The organism is Mesorhizobium escarrei, assembly GCF_935825525.1.
In the GTDB taxonomy this organism is placed as follows: Bacteria; Pseudomonadota; Alphaproteobacteria; order Rhizobiales; family Rhizobiaceae; genus Mesorhizobium; species Mesorhizobium escarrei.
Genome location: NZ_CAKXZT010000150.1, coordinates 36,850 through 51,247, shown reverse-complemented (window position 1 = coordinate 51,247; position 14,398 = coordinate 36,850). Strand labels below are relative to the sequence as shown.

Below are 14,398 nucleotides of genomic sequence, written 5' to 3'. Positions count from 1 at the left end.
CATGCCTGAACCCTGTATCATCGCCGTTGCGATCACCGGCTCGCTGCCGCGCAAGGAAGACAATCCTGCGGTGCCAATCAGCGTGGCCGAACAGATCGAGTCGAGCCAGGAAGCCTTTGAAGCAGGTGCGTCACTGGTGCACATCCACGTGCGCAATGACGATCAGAGTTCATCGTCTGAACCAACGCGCTTCGCTGCCGTTCAGGCGGGGGTGCGCAGGCACTGCCCCGGCATGATCGTCCAGTTTTCGACCGGCGGGCGCGGTCGTGATCCTGCGGCGCGTAGCTCGGCGCTATATCTGAAGCCGGACATGGCCTCGCTTTCGACCGGTTCGGTCAATTTCCCATCCATAGTCTACGAGAACCATCCCGCCCTGATCGGTGATCTGGCAACCGCGATGAAGGCAAATGGCGTGCTGCCGGAGATCGAGATCTTCGACCTGTCGCACCCTCACACTGCCAGGCGGCTGGCCGACGGGGCACTTATAGGTGAGCGCCCGCACATCCAGTTTGTGATGGGCGTGCAAAACGCATTGCCTGCGCAGGAGAGATTGCTCGATGTGCTCCTCGGGGAAGCGAAACTCCTGTTTCCACAATCCACCTGGACAGCGGCCGGAATAGGCCGCAAGCAGACGATCGTAATGCAATGGGCGTTGGCGCGTGGAGCAGACGCAGTGCGCACCGGACTTGAGGATAATATCAGGATCACCAGGGAACGCCTGGCGCGCAGCAACGCCGAGCTTGTCGAACTCGCGGCAGCCTCGGTCGAGAGGTTTGGCCGCCGCGTGGCCACCGTCAACGAGGCGCGCCAAACGCTTGGTCTGGCGTCAGGATCGTAATTCCTGGGCCGCAACTTCGCGCCGCGCTGTCGGACCTGTTGCGCCTTGGCAACCGTCCTCGCCGATCCTTCAGACATCGCTATCCGCGACAAGGAGGAAGCTCGACATCCTGGCGCACCCTGACATCAATAAGGCCGGCACCGAGCATGACAAAAAAGTACACTGTCACCGTAATTCGAACCGGGCTGAGGCGCTCGAGACGAAGGCCGTGTTCGAGGCGCGCTACGCGCGCTGGTGATCGGCGGTCGACCAGACTAAATTAGAATCTCGCGCGAGATCGCGGACCGCCATCGCCGGCTGCTGGTGAGCGCCTGCGTCTCGGGCGGCATCTTTGGATCGGAGACGGCATGAGAATCCTTTCGATGGTCCCAATCGTGCCGCTGGTGACCGTCGGCTCGGCCGACGCCGCCGACCGGATGGCGGGAGACGGGCTAGGTTGCAAGGACAGGACGATCGCCGGCCGTCTGATCGATATGCCGGATACCGACCCCGCCTACATCGAGATTTGGGCGCAAAGGGCATGCAGGACTTCTCCTGCCGTGGACTCGGCGTTGGCCTGGAGGTTGCGATCAAGGATCGCGACGACGCGATGACCTGCGTCCGGCCGCTGGACGACCAAACGCTGGATGACGGAGCCTGTTTCTGGGTCGTCAACCAGATTGCGCCGCCGGAATGAGCGAGCCCCGCTCTGGAGATAAATTGTTGCCTGCTACGGTTCCGACACACGGCTTGCAACTTTCACCCGCTTAGCCTGGCGAGTGGGAGCTCACGGCTCGCCCAGCACATCGGCAGCCCAGGCCCGCTCAAACCTGGCTTCAGCCTCGTGCTGGACGTTTCGAACGCTGGCAATATCAGCGGCTTCGTATTCGCAGATCATGCGCAGCCGGTCGGATGACCAGTAGCTACGGATCCAGCGGACATCGTAGAGGTCGAGGCAGGGCGCCATCCGCGCCTCTACCGCGTCGAGTTCTTGCTGGGTGAAGGGGGCTTCAAAAGTCCGCTCGACGATTATGCGAGGCATGGTGCTCTCCTGTTCGGCTAGTTCAAGTCTGAAGGCCTGGCGTGGATGCGGCCGTTGGAACGCTGCGCGCCGGTTCGGCGGGATGGCGCAAAACTGCTCGCGCCCTCGCGCTGAAATCCTCAAGCTCGATCGATGCCCGGCAATCGTCGGCGATTTCCGGTGCCGAAGAACTGTCGGCGGCCGCGCTGAGCAGGGCCTTGGCAATGGCGATCTCGCAGCGCCGGCGGATCTTGGAGGCGACTGTCAGCGCCTCGCTGGCGTGGAGCCGGACTTGCTCCATTCGGCCGGCACGACAGTAAAAACTCGCGGCGCTGTTGAGAGCGTAGGCCAGATAAGACTTGTCGTCGGCGGCACGAAGCCGCGCCAAGGCGCTCTCCAGCGCCTCGTCGGCTGCATCATCCGTCATGAGGGCAGTAAGCGCCTGCAGGGCATCGACGAAAGGTGTCTCTTCCCCAATCCGTGCGGCAACCGACCGTAGCTCATCACAGTGGGCGTGCATGTCGGCATATCGTGCCATTTCGAAATGAAGCGTCGCCAGCCAAGTCAGGCATTTGTACTCGCGCCAGCGGTCTTCACTTCGGCGCGCCAGGGCAAGAGAGCGAGCGAGAAACACGGCGGCTTGATCCTGCCGCCCGTCCCACCGCTCCAACAGTCCGCTGGCCCAATGCAGTTCGCACAACTCTGTACCAAGCGACTGCGCGATATCGCCGGCCTCGGCGATCAATTCGCGGGCGCGCGCAATTTCTGTCTCCAGCTCAAGCAGGCAGCGAGCCGTGTTGGCGAGCTGATGCGCCTGGATTTTGCGGTCAGCGTTGCGCCCTAACTCGGCCGCACGAAGCGTGCTTGCCTCGGCCTGCTCCATTTGTCCGGCCTGCTGATGGAGAATGGAAAGCAGATAGTGCCCTGTCGCCGCGGCAGCCTGCAGCCCCTGTTCCTCCGCTGCGGTGGTCGCATCGGCGATCGCCTCTTCAATGGGCGGAAGTGATCGCAATCCGGGACCAGTCGCCGCAAGAACGCGGATCTTGAGCAGAGCAATCCGGGAAACCAGTTTCTCCGGCGCTTCCGGAAGCCGCGCGACATGCCGTAGCCCTCGCTCGGCCAGGCCGGCCGCCTCGGCATTGGCGAAGAGCCGAAGGGCCCGCTCGCCGGCGACGATGCAAGCTCGTGCGGCCATCTCGTCATCCTCGGCGAGCACGGCGTGATGAACGAGATCGGCTGCAGCGTCACCGCCGCGCTCCGCCGCCGGTCGAAGCGCGCGCGCAATATGCCGATGCAGCAGCTTGCGCCTGGGATGGGACAAGCTGCGGTAGGTGACTTGCCGGACGAGGTCGTGGGTGAAGTCATAGGCGTCGCCGCCTGCCGGCCGCACCAGCCCGCGCCGCTCAAGCTCCCCCAGTGCCATCAGAAGCCCGGCAGTATCAAATGGCATCAAGCGCGCAAGATCCTCCGGCGCGAACGTGCGGCCATGCGCTGCAGCCCAGACCAGCGTTTCGCGCACCTGGTCGGTCAGCCCAGCCAGTTGTCCTTCTATCAGGGCTTTCACGGTACGGCCGGGGCCGGGATTCCCGCGCAGGTGAGCGCGGGCAAGTTCAAGCGCAAACAGCGGATTGCCATCGCTCGCGGCGATGATTTGAGCTGCGTCCAGAGCCGGGTCGAGCCACCGGACCAGCTCTGCCGTGTGCTCGGCGCTCAACGTATCGAGCTCGATCTCCGTCAGTCGGCCATCGCGGGCGAGCGAGCGCAGCACCCGCGACGCCGCGATATTGTCTACGACTTCTCCAGAACGCGCTGCGCAGGCGATGACCAGACCGGGGGCTGCCTCCGTCCGGCGAGCAACGTAGTGAAGCAGCGACGCGGACGCGTCGTCGATCCACTGGACGTCGTCGAGGGCAATACCCACCGGCGCCTCGGAGGCGAGCCCGTGAAGCACCTCGACAATGGCGTCGAACAGCTGAGTGCGATCCTCGACCCCGCCTTCGCCGCCTCCAAGTTCGGGGAGCAGCGGGCCGAGAAGCGAAGGCAATCCATGGCGCGGTCGCTGCCGCTGGACCGAGCGCAGGAGATCGATCCAGATGCCATAGGATCGTGCCGTCTCGGCTTCGAATGCGCGTGCCCTGAAGGCGCGCCCGCCGGCAGCGGCCATCCGTTCGCTGAAATAGCCGAGCATGTGGCTCTTGCCGATGCCCGGCTCCCCAGTCACGAGGATGACATCGGGGCAGCTGTCGGCTGCCATCCCGACGAGGCGATCGATGGTCGTGCGCTCGGCGTCGCGCCCAACCATGGGCCCGGAAGCCACAGGCCGCGGAGCGTCATCCAGGGTTCCCCTGGCTGCACCGGAAGGTGCGGCTCGGGCAGCTGCGATTGGACTCGGTCGCAGCGCCTGCCTCGCCGCCTGCAGTTCCTCGCCTGGCGGCGCGCCTAGCTCGGCTTCGAATATGCGGTGCGCCCGCTCGTAGTGAACGAGCGCGTCGTTGGTCCGGCCCATCTTCCCAAGCAACCGGACCACCGCAGCATGACCGGCTTCGGATAGCGGGTCGGCCGCAACAAATGCGTAGGCATAGGGCAGCGCATCCGTCGGGACGTCTTCCAGTCGCGCGATAAGCGCGGCGAGAACCCTGAACCGGAGCTGGCTCATCGCCTCCCGCTCAGCTATGCACCATTCCTGGTAGCGGTAGCAGAGCGGCAGATCGAGCCCGTCGAGGAACTCTCCTCCAAACAGCGCCACAGTCTCGGTCAGCACCTCGGTGGTCGCGGCGGAGACGCTGCTTGCGGCAAGCGAGCGCACGACCGCATGGTCGACCAGCGCATCGCCAAGCTCGATGCCGACCCGCTCACGATCCGCCACGAGCCGAGCTCTGCTGCCGTCGCCGAGCAGCGCGCGGATCTTGCTGAGGCTCCAGCGCAACTCGGCGCGCGGATCGTCCGGTCCGTCCCAGAACAGATCGCAGAGCCGTTCACGCCGGTGCACCTGGCCGGTGGCAATGAGATAGCCAAGTAGCGCGCGCGTTTTGCGGGAGGCGGGCAAAGCAAAGGCCTTCCCGTCGGCGCCGACAAGCTGGAGCTCGCCGAACAGACGTACCCGGAGCGGGAACGGACGTTGCATCGCTGGCCTGCCTGCCCTTGCCTAGAGATGATTCCACGCCGGTTTCCACGGGCGCTTCCACGATCGTCGGCAAGTTTAGCGGTGAACACGGTCTTGCGAAACAGCCTTGAGGAGCCGGCAGATGACAACCACAACAGCGGCACAACCATTCAATGGGCCCCAATCTGGGATGGCGTCCCGCGATCAACGGCAGTCCCTGCGAGATGATTGTCGCCGCGAAGCCACCATCAGAAAGGCGATCCAAGCCGCGAACGTGACGCCGCCCTGGTCGTCTTTCCCTAAGCATGGCTACCGGGATATTCGACTGGGGTGTGAAGGCTGGGGGCCTGAACATGAGATCATCCGCATCGGCCACGGCATTGGCGATTGCACAAGCTGCTGCCGTCGTTGAAAGCCGGCGACTATGTCTTCGTGTTACGGCACGCCGACAGAAGTGCTCACAAGACTACCATTGCAGCTGAAGTGCAGTGGGAACATGCATCAGAGGAAACCGCCATGCCCGCGAAAATTGCCGTCGTTCAGAAGCCGCCGGTCTTTCTCGATCGCGAGGCGACCATCGCCAGAGCCGTCGAGGCGATCAACGAAGCCGCCGATGCCGGCGCCAGCCTGGTGGTCTTTCCTGAAGCCTGGATACCGGGATATCCGACGTGGGTCTGGCGGCTGAAGCCCGGCACCGATATGGCGTTGTCAAGCGAGCTTCACGCCAGGCTGCGCAGGAACGCCGTCGATATCGAGCGAAATCATCTTGAGCCTCTGCAGCAGGCCGCCAGCCGGCGTGCGGTGACGATTGTCGTCGGCCTGAACGAGATCGATAGTCAATTCTCGGGCACGACGCTGTTTAACACCGTGGTCGTGATTGGACCGGATGGCACACTCCAAAACCGACATCGCAAGTTGATGCCGACCAACCCCGAGCGCATGGTCTGGGGGACGGGCGACGCGAGCGGCCTCAGAGTTGTCGACACGCCGGTCGGCCGCCTGGGGTGCCTGATCTGCTGGGAAAGCTATATGCCGCTTGCGCGGTACGCTCTCTACGCCCAGAACATCGACATTCTCGTCAATCCGACGTGGGACAATGGTGAACTCTGCCTCGTAACATTGCGTCACATCGCCCGCGAGGGCGGATGCTGGGTCATCGGAACCGCGACGGCAATGCAGGGCAGCGATCTGCCGGCCGACTTTCCCGATCGCGACCGACTGTTCAAGGCAGAAGAGTGGATCAACGACGGCGACGCCGTCGTCGTCAAGCCGGGCGGCACAATCGCGGCCGGACCGCTGAACCGCGGCAAGGGAATCCTGTTCGCCGAAATTGATCGCGAGGCGGTCGGCCGCGCCCGGCGGTCGCTCGACGTCGCAGGGCACTATTCCCGGCCGGATATTTTCTCGCTGTCGATCAGGCGCAAACCGCTTGCACCCGTCGCGTTCACCGACTGAGCCGCCCTTGCGCCGATTCCACGGGACGGCGGCTGACGCTTCGCTCGTCTGCCCTACCTGGCTCAACGCGGTCGCCGCAGCATCGGGACGAGCGTCGGCGATGAACCGATCTGGATCGCGCCGAGCGGTTCGAAGCCGTGGCGCCGATAGAACGGAATGTTGCGCGGGTTCGAGGATTCCAGATAGGCGGGCGCGTGATCGCGATCACACTGCTCGAGCGCGTACGCCATCAAGGCGTCGCCGTGACCTTCGCCCTGGTGCGCCGGGTCGACGCCGATCGCGGGCAAGTACCAATGCGGTTCGGTCGGGTGGTACTTGGCCATCTGCTCGAATATAGCGGCGACTTCAGGGGCAAGAGAGGGCGCAACCGTGCTCTCGACAAGGGCACCAAGCCCTTCCTCGTCGGGATGCACACCGGGCGACAGCCACAGCGCCGTCCCGACATAGCCATCGGTGCAAAAGGCGCTTCCGTTTGAGAATGCCCTGGCCCCGAAGGCGCGGACCAGTCGCGGCATGGCCGCAAGGTACTGGTGTGCATGCGGCCAGGTCCATCGCGCCATGGGATCCGCTGCAAACGCCAGCAAGATTGTTCCGATCGCCGGATCTTCATCGGCCGCGGCCATAACTCTCACTGTCGGCGATTTCATGCTGCCCTCCGAGTGACGCAGGTGGTTCGACGAGGCGCCCGCGCTCTCAACGGGTGCCGCAACAAGCGGGCAGGAGTCCGTAATCAGGCAGTCCATCGGAACCCGCCCCACATCTGGCTACCATGTTTCGCCTGCGGCGTTAAGTTTATCTCCTGACGCAACAAGTCGTTTCGAGAAACGGAAAGGAAACCCCGAGCAAAGGAGACAGGAGCGATGACGAAACACAAGACCGGAACACGCGAGCAATGGCTGGGAGCGCGGCTCGCACTGCTCGAGGCGGAGAAACGGCTCATGCGGCAGAGCGACGAGCTGGCGCGACAGCGACAGGAGCTGCCGTGGGTTCGGATCGATAAGGAGTATCTATTGGAGACCGAGGCGGGAAGCGCCTCGCTCGCCGACCTTTTCCAGGAGCGCTCGCAACTCTTCGTCTATCATTTCATGTTCGGCTACGGATACCGGCTCACCGATGAGCGCCAGGGATGCACCGGATGCTCCTTGATCGCCGATCACTTCGACTGCGTCATCCCCCACTTGAACGGCCGCGACATTACCCTCGTTTGCGAATCGACCGCCCCGTTGCAGGAAATCCAGGATTACAAGCAGCAGATGGGCTGGCGCTTCCCGTGGGTTTCGTCGCTCGGGAGCGATTTCAAATACGACTTCGGCGCCGCCTTCACCGAAGAGCAGCAGAGAGACGGCGCCGACTACAACTATCAGCATGTCGACAGGGCCGAGCCGCAGAAGGAGGGAATGAGCGTCTTCGCGCTCCAGGACGGTGCCGTCTACCACACCTACTCGACCTGCGCCCGTGGCACCGAACTGTTTATGGGGGTCTACCGTTTCCTCGACTTGGCTCCGTGGGGAAGGAACGAGAACGGGCTCGAGTTCCCCCAGGCGTGGTGGCGCCGCCATGACGAGTACGGCAATCGCTGAGCGGTGAGTGTCCTGGGCACAACCGCGAATTACGGTGACAGGTGCGCCGGGAGACCGGCAAGGAGTTGGCGGGGGAAGTCCTCTGCGATGAAGGAGCCGCTTTGCGGCGGCCAACCGCAAGCCGGCCAGCCTTGACAAGCCGGAGACGTTCAACTTTGTGGGGTCCACGCATATCTGTGGTCGCTCGCTTAAGGGACAATTCCAGCTCCGGCGGAAGTCCCGACGCGACCGGATGCAGGCCAAACTGCGTGCGGAGTAAATCTGGCCGGCCTCCGCGCCGCTTCAGTCAAAGTCGATACTGACCAGGAAATCGTTCGGAAAGGGGCTGCCCTTGCCGTTTTCGAGTTGTGCCTTGAGGCTGAACAGGAAGCTGGCCCATTTGGTGCTGCAGTGGTGCATGAAGTCCGCGGGCTCCCGCCAGCCCTGATGCTTGAAGCGGATAGTCGTTCCCTCGCCTTCCGGCGAGAGGTCCCAGATGACCTTGGTGCCGATCCATTCCTTCGGCCCGTCCACCACTTCCCACACCACGCGCTTCTCCGGCTCGAGCTTGAGCACCTTCATGTCGAAGAAGCCGCGGTCGCCGAACTGGAAGTGGATCACGCCGCCGATCTCCGTCCGCCCCTTTGTCTCGTTCGTCCACCAACTGGAAAGCCCGTCGAGTGTGGTGAGGGCGTTGTAGATATTGCGCGGCGAAGCATTGATGCCCACTCGGTGCAGAATGTCGACCATGTCAGTACTCCTTGGGTTGGCGCCGGCGTGGGACCGGTGGTCTCCACAGGGGATGAACGGGCGCGGGCTAGGTCCGTCTTGCTCACATTCCGCTCTTCGGACCGACCGAGCGGGCGTCTGGTGCGATCTTTCAGGTCGGCGGCGGCTGCGGCAGCAGTGGGGCGTGCATCGACGTCAGCCGACGACCGCGCCCGCGGTGGGGCACGTGATCCGATTCCAGAAGCCGGAATTGCCGCGGTGCGCGTCCGCCCTGCCGCCGGGCCGTCAGCCTGGTGGCATCTTCTCGAACGTCTTCAGCGCGGGATCCATCCTGTCCCAAGGGAGGGCCCGGCTACCGTAGGTGACAACGGTCGGATTGAACCGGCTCGGATCGTCGAGACTTCCGGCATAGACCGCGATCGGCTCCGGCATGGCGGCGAATGTCAGGTAGACCGGCGTTCCGCAGACCGGGCAGAACGAATGGATGTTGTCGTTGCCGCTGTCACCGGCAATGCGCCAGTCCGTCGCCGTGCCGGTGATCTTCACGTCTGCCCGCGACGCAAACGTCAGATAGGATTGGTGACCGGTGCCGCTTCTTTTCTGACAATCGCGGCATTGGCAGTGGTTCTCGAAGATCGGGGCTGCCTTTGCCTCGTAGCGCACCGCGCCGCACGCGCATCCGCCGGTGTAGAGAGTGCTCATCTGCTCGGTCCTTTGTCCTGGGTCAGGCCGCCAGTTCGGACGCGCGCGGCTTGGCGAAGACATCGATTGCCTGACCCGTTTCGAGAAAGGATTTCAGGCTGGAGAGGACGATCGGCCAACCCTTTTTGATGCCGTTCGCCATGCCGCTGCCGGCTTCGAGTTCGTCATGGGTGACGGTCAGCCGGACCATGGCCTCGTATTCCTCGAGCTCGAAGGTCACCCGGCTGTAGCTCGCCGGATCGGACGCCTGCGAGGCGTTTGCCCAGGTGATGACGAGACGGGTCGGCGGCGAGACCTCGACGACCGTGCCGACGAGCTCGACGGTCCGTTCATCATTGGTGCGGATATGCTGCCAGCTCGAACCGGGCTTCCAGTCGGAGACGTTCTCGTGGCCCCAGTAGCGCCGTGCGAGGTCCGGTTTGGTTATCGCCTCGAACACCTTTCCCAGTGTCGAGACAATATAGGTCGTATAGATAAAGCTTTCCTTGGTCATTGCTACGCTCCTTTGTTTCGCGAGCATAGGTAGATGGGGAAACCGGGTTCGTGTGAGTGACAATCGTGTCGCGAATGGCTTCTAACATGACGGAAGGTTGACGCATGACGCGCTGGCAGCTTGCTCATGGACGGCATCTCGATCTTGGCGCGAAATCGTTGCTGATGGGGATTTTGAACGTCACGCCGGACAGTTTTTCCGACGGGGGAGAATTCGACCGGCCGGAGCGGGCGCTGCAGCAGGCGCGGCGCATGATCGGCGAGGGCGCGGCGATCATCGACGTCGGCGGCGAATCCACCCGGCCCGGCGCCGGCGCCGTTTCGGCGCGCGAGGAACAATCGCGCATCCTGCCGGTCATCGAGGCGCTGTCGTCCGAGCGCGGCTGCCTGGTTTCTGTCGACACCTACAGGGCCGAGACGGCGCGGCTGGCGGTCGCCGCAGGCGCGCATATCGTCAACGACGTGCATGGTCTGCAGCGCGAACTCGACATCGCGCAGGTCGCGGCCGAAACCGGCGCCGGCCTGGTCATCATGCACACCGGGCGCGGCCGCGAAAAACTGGCGGATGTGATCGCTGACCAATTCCTGTTCCTGAACAGATCGCTGGAGATCGCGCGCGATGCCGGCATCCCGGACGATCGGATCGTGCTCGACCCCGGCTTCGCTTTCGCCAAGGACGGAGAAGAAAACCTCGAGCTCATGGCTCGCTTTGGTGAATTGCGCGCGCTCGGTTTTCCATTGCTCGTCGGCACGTCACGCAAGCGCCTTGCCCGTCACCTGGTCGGCGACGGTGACGAGGGGCGAGACGTCGGCACGGCCGCAACAAGCGTCATCCTGCGGCTGAAGGGCGCTTCGATCTTTCGCGTGCACAACGTCGCGGTCAATCGCGACGCACTGGCTTTCGCCGACGCGGTGCGCGAGCGCGAGACCGTGGAATAATGCATGTCGCCCAAAAGTGCGCAGCGGTTTTGGGATAACGACACGCATTAAAACAAGAACCTTCAGGCGCGTCAGGCGGGCTCGGTGACGACGCCGATCCGCCGGTAGACGAATTGTTCGCCCGGCGAAGGAACTGCCGCAGCACGCTGGGCTTCATCGATCAGCATGGCCATGCGCGCATGGATCGGCGATTTCGCGCAAGCTGGGTCCGTCGCGGCGGCGTCGCCGGCGATCGCCATCGCCTGGCAGCGGCAGCCGCCCCAGTCGATCTCGCGCCGTTCGCAGCTGCGGCAGGGCTGCTGCATCCAGTCGGTGCCGCGAAAGGCATTGAATGCCGGCGAGTTTCTCCAGATCTCGGCCAGGCTGCGCGGTCCGAAACGCTCGAAACTGAGCGACGGGATGGTCTGTGCGGCATGGCATGGCAGCACGGTGCCGTCCGGCGCCACCATGAAGGCGTCGCGCGCCCAGCCGCCCATGCACGGCTTGGGATAGATGGCGAAATAATCCGGCGTGACGAAATCGATGTTCATGATGCCGGTGAGCCGTTCGCGTGCCGCCGCGACGATCTCCGCCTGCCGGTCGACCGCAGCACGCTCGGGCATCAGTTGATCGCGATTGGTCAGCGCCCAGCCGGCATACTGCACGTTGGCGATCTCGAGCCGCTCCGCGCCCAGCGAAAGTGCCAGGTCGATGAATTCCGGCACCTCCTCGATGTTGTGGCGATGGATCGGAGCGTTGATGGTCAGCGGCAGGCCGGCCGCGCGGGCGCGGCGTGCCGTCTCCAGCTTCTTTTCGTGGCCGCCTTTGTGATTGCCGATGCGGTCGGTGGTCGCCGGCCGTGCGCCTTGAAAGCTCAGTTGCAGATGGTCGAGCCCGGCCTCGGCAAACGCCTCGATGCGGCCTTCGGCAATGCCGACGCCGGCGGTGATCAGGTTGGTGTAGACGCCGCGCGCCGAAAGCCCGGCGATCAATTGATCGAGGTCGCGGCGCAGTGTCGGTTCACCGCCGGACAGATGCACCTGGAGAATGCCGAGATCGGCGGCCTGCGAGAACAGGTCGAGCCAGGTCTGTGTATCCAGTTCGCGATTGGCTTTCAGCAATTCGAGCGGATTGGAGCAATAGGGGCATTGCAGCGGGCAGCGATGCGTCAGTTCCGCCAGCATGCCAATCGGAGGGAGAAGGGGCTCGTTCATAGTTTTACCAGCAGCTTGTCCGACCATTCTTGCAGGAAGGCGACGACGTCGGCCGCCACGGCCTCCTGTTCGGCGTCGTAATCCGCGGCAAGCTCGGCGATGATGTGGCCGACCGTGGACCGTCCATCGCAGCGGCGCAGTATATCGAGGCTGATGTCGTTCGGCCAAAATATTTTTTCCGGCGAAAGCACGGCGAACGCCTGCCGCACGGGGTCGTACTGGATGCGCACGTGCTTCGGCAGCGATGGCATTGATCGTGACGAAACCAAAGCTCTTTCGCGCAGCGCCGTCATTGGGCTGGCTCCGGACGGAAGGCGCCGGGCGGGATGTTTCCGGGCTCGCCATAGGCGTGTTGAAGCGCGTCGAGCATGGCCCACAGTATATCGCATTTGAACACCAGCGCATCGATCGCCTGCTGCTGGCGTTCCGCCGTGTCGGCATGGCCGAGCACATAGGCGAGGGCGAAGTCGGCGTCGCGCGAGGCCTGTTCGGGCCGTCGGCTGAAATAGGCCAGCGTATCCTCGGTGATATAATCGTATTTGGCCAGCATCGCCGGGACCCGTTCGCCGATGATGAGCGGCGAGAACATCTCGGTCAGCGACGATGCGACCGCCTCGAACAGCGTCCGGTTCGTGCAAAAGGCGAGGTAGGCGCCGACCGCGAAACGTGTCGCCGGCAGTGCCAGCCTCTCGCTCTTCACGTCATCGGCATCGAGGCCGAGCGAGGTCGCCAGATGCAGCCAGCGCGCGATGCCGCCGCTCCAGCCGTTCTCGCCATCATGGTCCTCGATGCGTTTGCGCCAGGCGGCGCGAAACGCCGGGTCCTCGGCATGTGCGAGGATCATGGCATCCTTGCGCGGGATGACGGCCTGGTAGCAATAGCGGTTCAGCGCCCAGGCCTGCATCTCGGTCCTCGACAGGGCACCGCTGGTCATCCTGTGATGGAAGGGATGGCGGTTGTGATAGCGCGCGGCGCCGACCTGCCGCAGCACGGCTTCGAGCTCGCTGGAGGACAGGCCGTTCCTGGCCGCATCATGGAAATCACTCAAAATTCCATCTCCATGCCATCGCGGGCGACTTCCCAGCCAGCCGCTTTGACGGCTGCGTGTTCGGCGGAATTCTCGTCCAGAACCGGATTGGTGTTGTTGATGTGGACGAAGACACGGCGGCCGATCCTCAACTCGGCCAGGCCGGCGATCGACCCATCGTCTCCCGACATTGCCAGGTGCCCCATGCGCGCACCGGTCTTTTGGCCGACGCCGGCGGCAATCATCTCGTCGTCGGTGTAGACCGTGCCATCGAAAAGAACACAGGCGGCATCGGCCAGGCGCGTGCGCAGGGCCGCATCGATGCGCGCGCAGCCCGGGATGTAGAAGACGGAGCCGCGACTGCCGGCACTGCCGATACGGACGCCGATCGTGTCGCCGGCGTCGGAACGGAAATTGGCATCCGGCCGGCTTCTTTCCTCGAGATAGAGGGCTATCTTCCCGGGCACGGCAAAACTCTCGACAGTCACGCCGGTGTTGAGGCCGTCTGCGTCGCAGATCGCCAGTTCTTCCGCCGGCGGCAAGGTGCGTCGCGGCACGAGCGCCGGATCGAGAACATTGAAGATCGAATTCGCCTCCAGCGTCGCCAGAACCTGCGTCGTTGCGTAGATGGCGAAGGGCTGCCGCTCACGCAGGCTGAGAAGGCCGGCGACGTGATCGACATCGGCATTGGTCAGCAGCACCGCGCGGATAGGCGTCGAACGCAACGGCGCATCCTGCGCGGGCTGCAATTCAGGCGTTTGCGCAATCTGCTGGCGAATATCGGGCGAGGCGTTGAAGAGAACCCAGCCGGCCCCATCCACTGATGCGGCGATGCTTGATTGGGTTCGCGAATGCACGCCAGCCATCCCGGTGCGAGCCGCGCGGCTCAGGCGATAGTTGCAGTTCCACTGCGGAAAGCCGCCACCTGCCGCCGAGCCGATGATCTTCAAGCGCATTGCAATGCCCGCTCTGCGGCCTGTTCAACCAACGGCAAATCTTCGACCGCGAATGGCTTCGCGCCCGCATTGAACGCGTCAAAGCCTTTCACGAAGACCTCGCGCGGCAAGCCAGTGCGTGTCCCCGTTGCCGGGGACACGCACCTCTGCGGCCTACTTCTTGGGAGGAATTTCAGCAGGCAGATACCGCGAAATTTCGAAGCCCGCAGCAACCTGGCACATGGTCGGTTTTGTCCAGCTCTTCTTCATGGCATTTCTCCTCTTCTACCAGCCCGAGGGGCCGATCCTTTTCTCAGTCAACCATTGCTGGGCACCATTGCAATGGCTCGTCCATCAGCTCTCAAAATGGACAAATGAAACGGCAGGTTCTGAAAAATCGAAAAACAAGAAAATAACAATGCTCAT

16 protein-coding genes are annotated in these 14,398 nt (G+C 63.6%); 5 read left to right on the top strand and 11 right to left on the bottom strand.

Annotated features, from left to right (window positions below; all coding sequences use genetic code 11):
* Nucleotide 1 precedes the first annotated feature (1 nt).
* Nucleotides 2–838 carry a 3-oxoadipate:acetyl-CoA acetyltransferase gene (locus NMG80_RS26845; RefSeq protein ID WP_254020911.1) on the top strand — a complete coding sequence of 279 codons (837 nt, stop codon included), beginning with the start codon at nt 2–4 and terminating at the stop codon, nt 836–838.
* Nucleotides 839–1,358: 520 nt separating this feature from the next.
* A complete protein-coding gene (locus tag NMG80_RS26840) occupies nt 1,359–1,514 on the top strand; it encodes a hypothetical protein (RefSeq protein WP_254020910.1) in 156 nt (51 codons plus the stop codon).
* A gap of 90 nt (nt 1,515–1,604) precedes the next feature.
* Here the strand turns inward: NMG80_RS26840 and NMG80_RS26835 are convergent, their stop codons facing one another.
* Nucleotides 1,605–1,859 carry a nickel-binding protein gene (locus NMG80_RS26835; RefSeq protein ID WP_128180888.1) on the bottom strand — a complete coding sequence of 85 codons (255 nt, stop codon included), beginning with the start codon at nt 1,857–1,859 and terminating at the stop codon, nt 1,605–1,607.
* A 22-nt stretch (nt 1,860–1,881) separates the two neighbouring features.
* Nucleotides 1,882–4,962 carry an ATP-binding protein gene (locus tag NMG80_RS26830; protein ID WP_254020909.1) on the bottom strand — a complete coding sequence of 1,027 codons (3,081 nt, stop codon included), beginning with the start codon at nt 4,960–4,962 and terminating at the stop codon, nt 1,882–1,884.
* 495 nt (nt 4,963–5,457) lie between these two features.
* On the opposite strand from NMG80_RS26830, the gene NMG80_RS26825 reads away from it, so the two are divergent.
* A complete protein-coding gene (locus NMG80_RS26825) occupies nt 5,458–6,396 on the top strand; it encodes a carbon-nitrogen hydrolase family protein (protein WP_254020908.1) in 939 nt (312 codons plus the stop codon).
* A gap of 62 nt (nt 6,397–6,458) precedes the next feature.
* Here NMG80_RS26825 and NMG80_RS26820 read toward each other — a convergent pair whose 3' ends face one another.
* The gene (locus tag NMG80_RS26820) at nt 6,459–7,043 is read right to left on the bottom strand and encodes a GNAT family N-acetyltransferase (protein ID WP_254020907.1); all 585 of its coding nucleotides are present in this window, start codon (nt 7,041–7,043) and stop codon (nt 6,459–6,461) included.
* A gap of 213 nt (nt 7,044–7,256) precedes the next feature.
* Between NMG80_RS26820 and NMG80_RS26815 the strand changes: the two genes are divergently transcribed.
* Nucleotides 7,257–7,976 carry a DUF899 domain-containing protein gene (locus tag NMG80_RS26815; RefSeq protein ID WP_254020906.1) on the top strand — a complete coding sequence of 240 codons (720 nt, stop codon included), beginning with the start codon at nt 7,257–7,259 and terminating at the stop codon, nt 7,974–7,976.
* A gap of 282 nt (nt 7,977–8,258) precedes the next feature.
* Here NMG80_RS26815 and NMG80_RS26805 read toward each other — a convergent pair whose 3' ends face one another.
* The 3 genes from NMG80_RS26805 to NMG80_RS26795 form a co-directional block, all read right to left on the bottom strand.
* Nucleotides 8,259–8,705, bottom strand: a complete 447-nt coding sequence (locus NMG80_RS26805) for an SRPBCC family protein (RefSeq protein WP_254020905.1) — start codon at nt 8,703–8,705, stop codon at nt 8,259–8,261.
* Between the two features lie 264 nt (nt 8,706–8,969).
* Nucleotides 8,970–9,386 carry a GFA family protein gene (locus tag NMG80_RS26800; protein ID WP_254020904.1) on the bottom strand — a complete coding sequence of 139 codons (417 nt, stop codon included), beginning with the start codon at nt 9,384–9,386 and terminating at the stop codon, nt 8,970–8,972.
* 22 nt (nt 9,387–9,408) lie between these two features.
* Entirely contained in the window at nt 9,409–9,879 is a 471-nt protein-coding gene (locus NMG80_RS26795) for an SRPBCC family protein (RefSeq protein WP_254020903.1), read from the bottom strand.
* A gap of 104 nt (nt 9,880–9,983) precedes the next feature.
* Here NMG80_RS26795 and folP point away from each other — a divergent pair, with 104 nt between their 5' ends.
* Nucleotides 9,984–10,817, top strand: coding sequence for a dihydropteroate synthase (folP, locus tag NMG80_RS26790; RefSeq protein WP_254020902.1), 834 nt, complete (start codon nt 9,984–9,986; stop codon nt 10,815–10,817).
* Nucleotides 10,818–10,888: 71 nt separating this feature from the next.
* Here the strand turns inward: folP and pqqE are convergent, their stop codons facing one another.
* The 5 genes from pqqE to NMG80_RS26765 form a co-directional block, all read right to left on the bottom strand.
* Entirely contained in the window at nt 10,889–12,010 is a 1,122-nt protein-coding gene (gene pqqE / locus NMG80_RS26785; RefSeq protein ID WP_254020901.1) for a pyrroloquinoline quinone biosynthesis protein PqqE, read from the bottom strand.
* Nucleotides 12,007–12,303, bottom strand: coding sequence for a pyrroloquinoline quinone biosynthesis peptide chaperone PqqD (pqqD, locus tag NMG80_RS26780; protein WP_254020900.1), 297 nt, complete (start codon nt 12,301–12,303; stop codon nt 12,007–12,009). Before pqqD ends, pqqE begins: the two co-directional genes overlap by 4 nt.
* Complete coding sequence (gene pqqC / locus NMG80_RS26775; protein WP_254020899.1) at nt 12,300–13,058, bottom strand: pyrroloquinoline-quinone synthase PqqC; 759 nt, start codon at nt 13,056–13,058, stop codon at nt 12,300–12,302. Before pqqC ends, pqqD begins: the two co-directional genes overlap by 4 nt.
* Nucleotides 13,055–13,993 carry a pyrroloquinoline quinone biosynthesis protein PqqB gene (pqqB, locus tag NMG80_RS26770; protein ID WP_254020898.1) on the bottom strand — a complete coding sequence of 313 codons (939 nt, stop codon included), beginning with the start codon at nt 13,991–13,993 and terminating at the stop codon, nt 13,055–13,057. The genes pqqC and pqqB overlap by 4 nt, the downstream gene beginning before the upstream one ends.
* 153 nt (nt 13,994–14,146) lie before the next feature.
* On the bottom strand, nt 14,147–14,242 hold the full coding sequence (locus NMG80_RS26765) for a pyrroloquinoline quinone precursor peptide PqqA (protein WP_101954564.1): 96 nt from the start codon (nt 14,240–14,242) through the stop codon (nt 14,147–14,149).
* Nucleotides 14,243–14,398 lie beyond the last annotated feature (156 nt).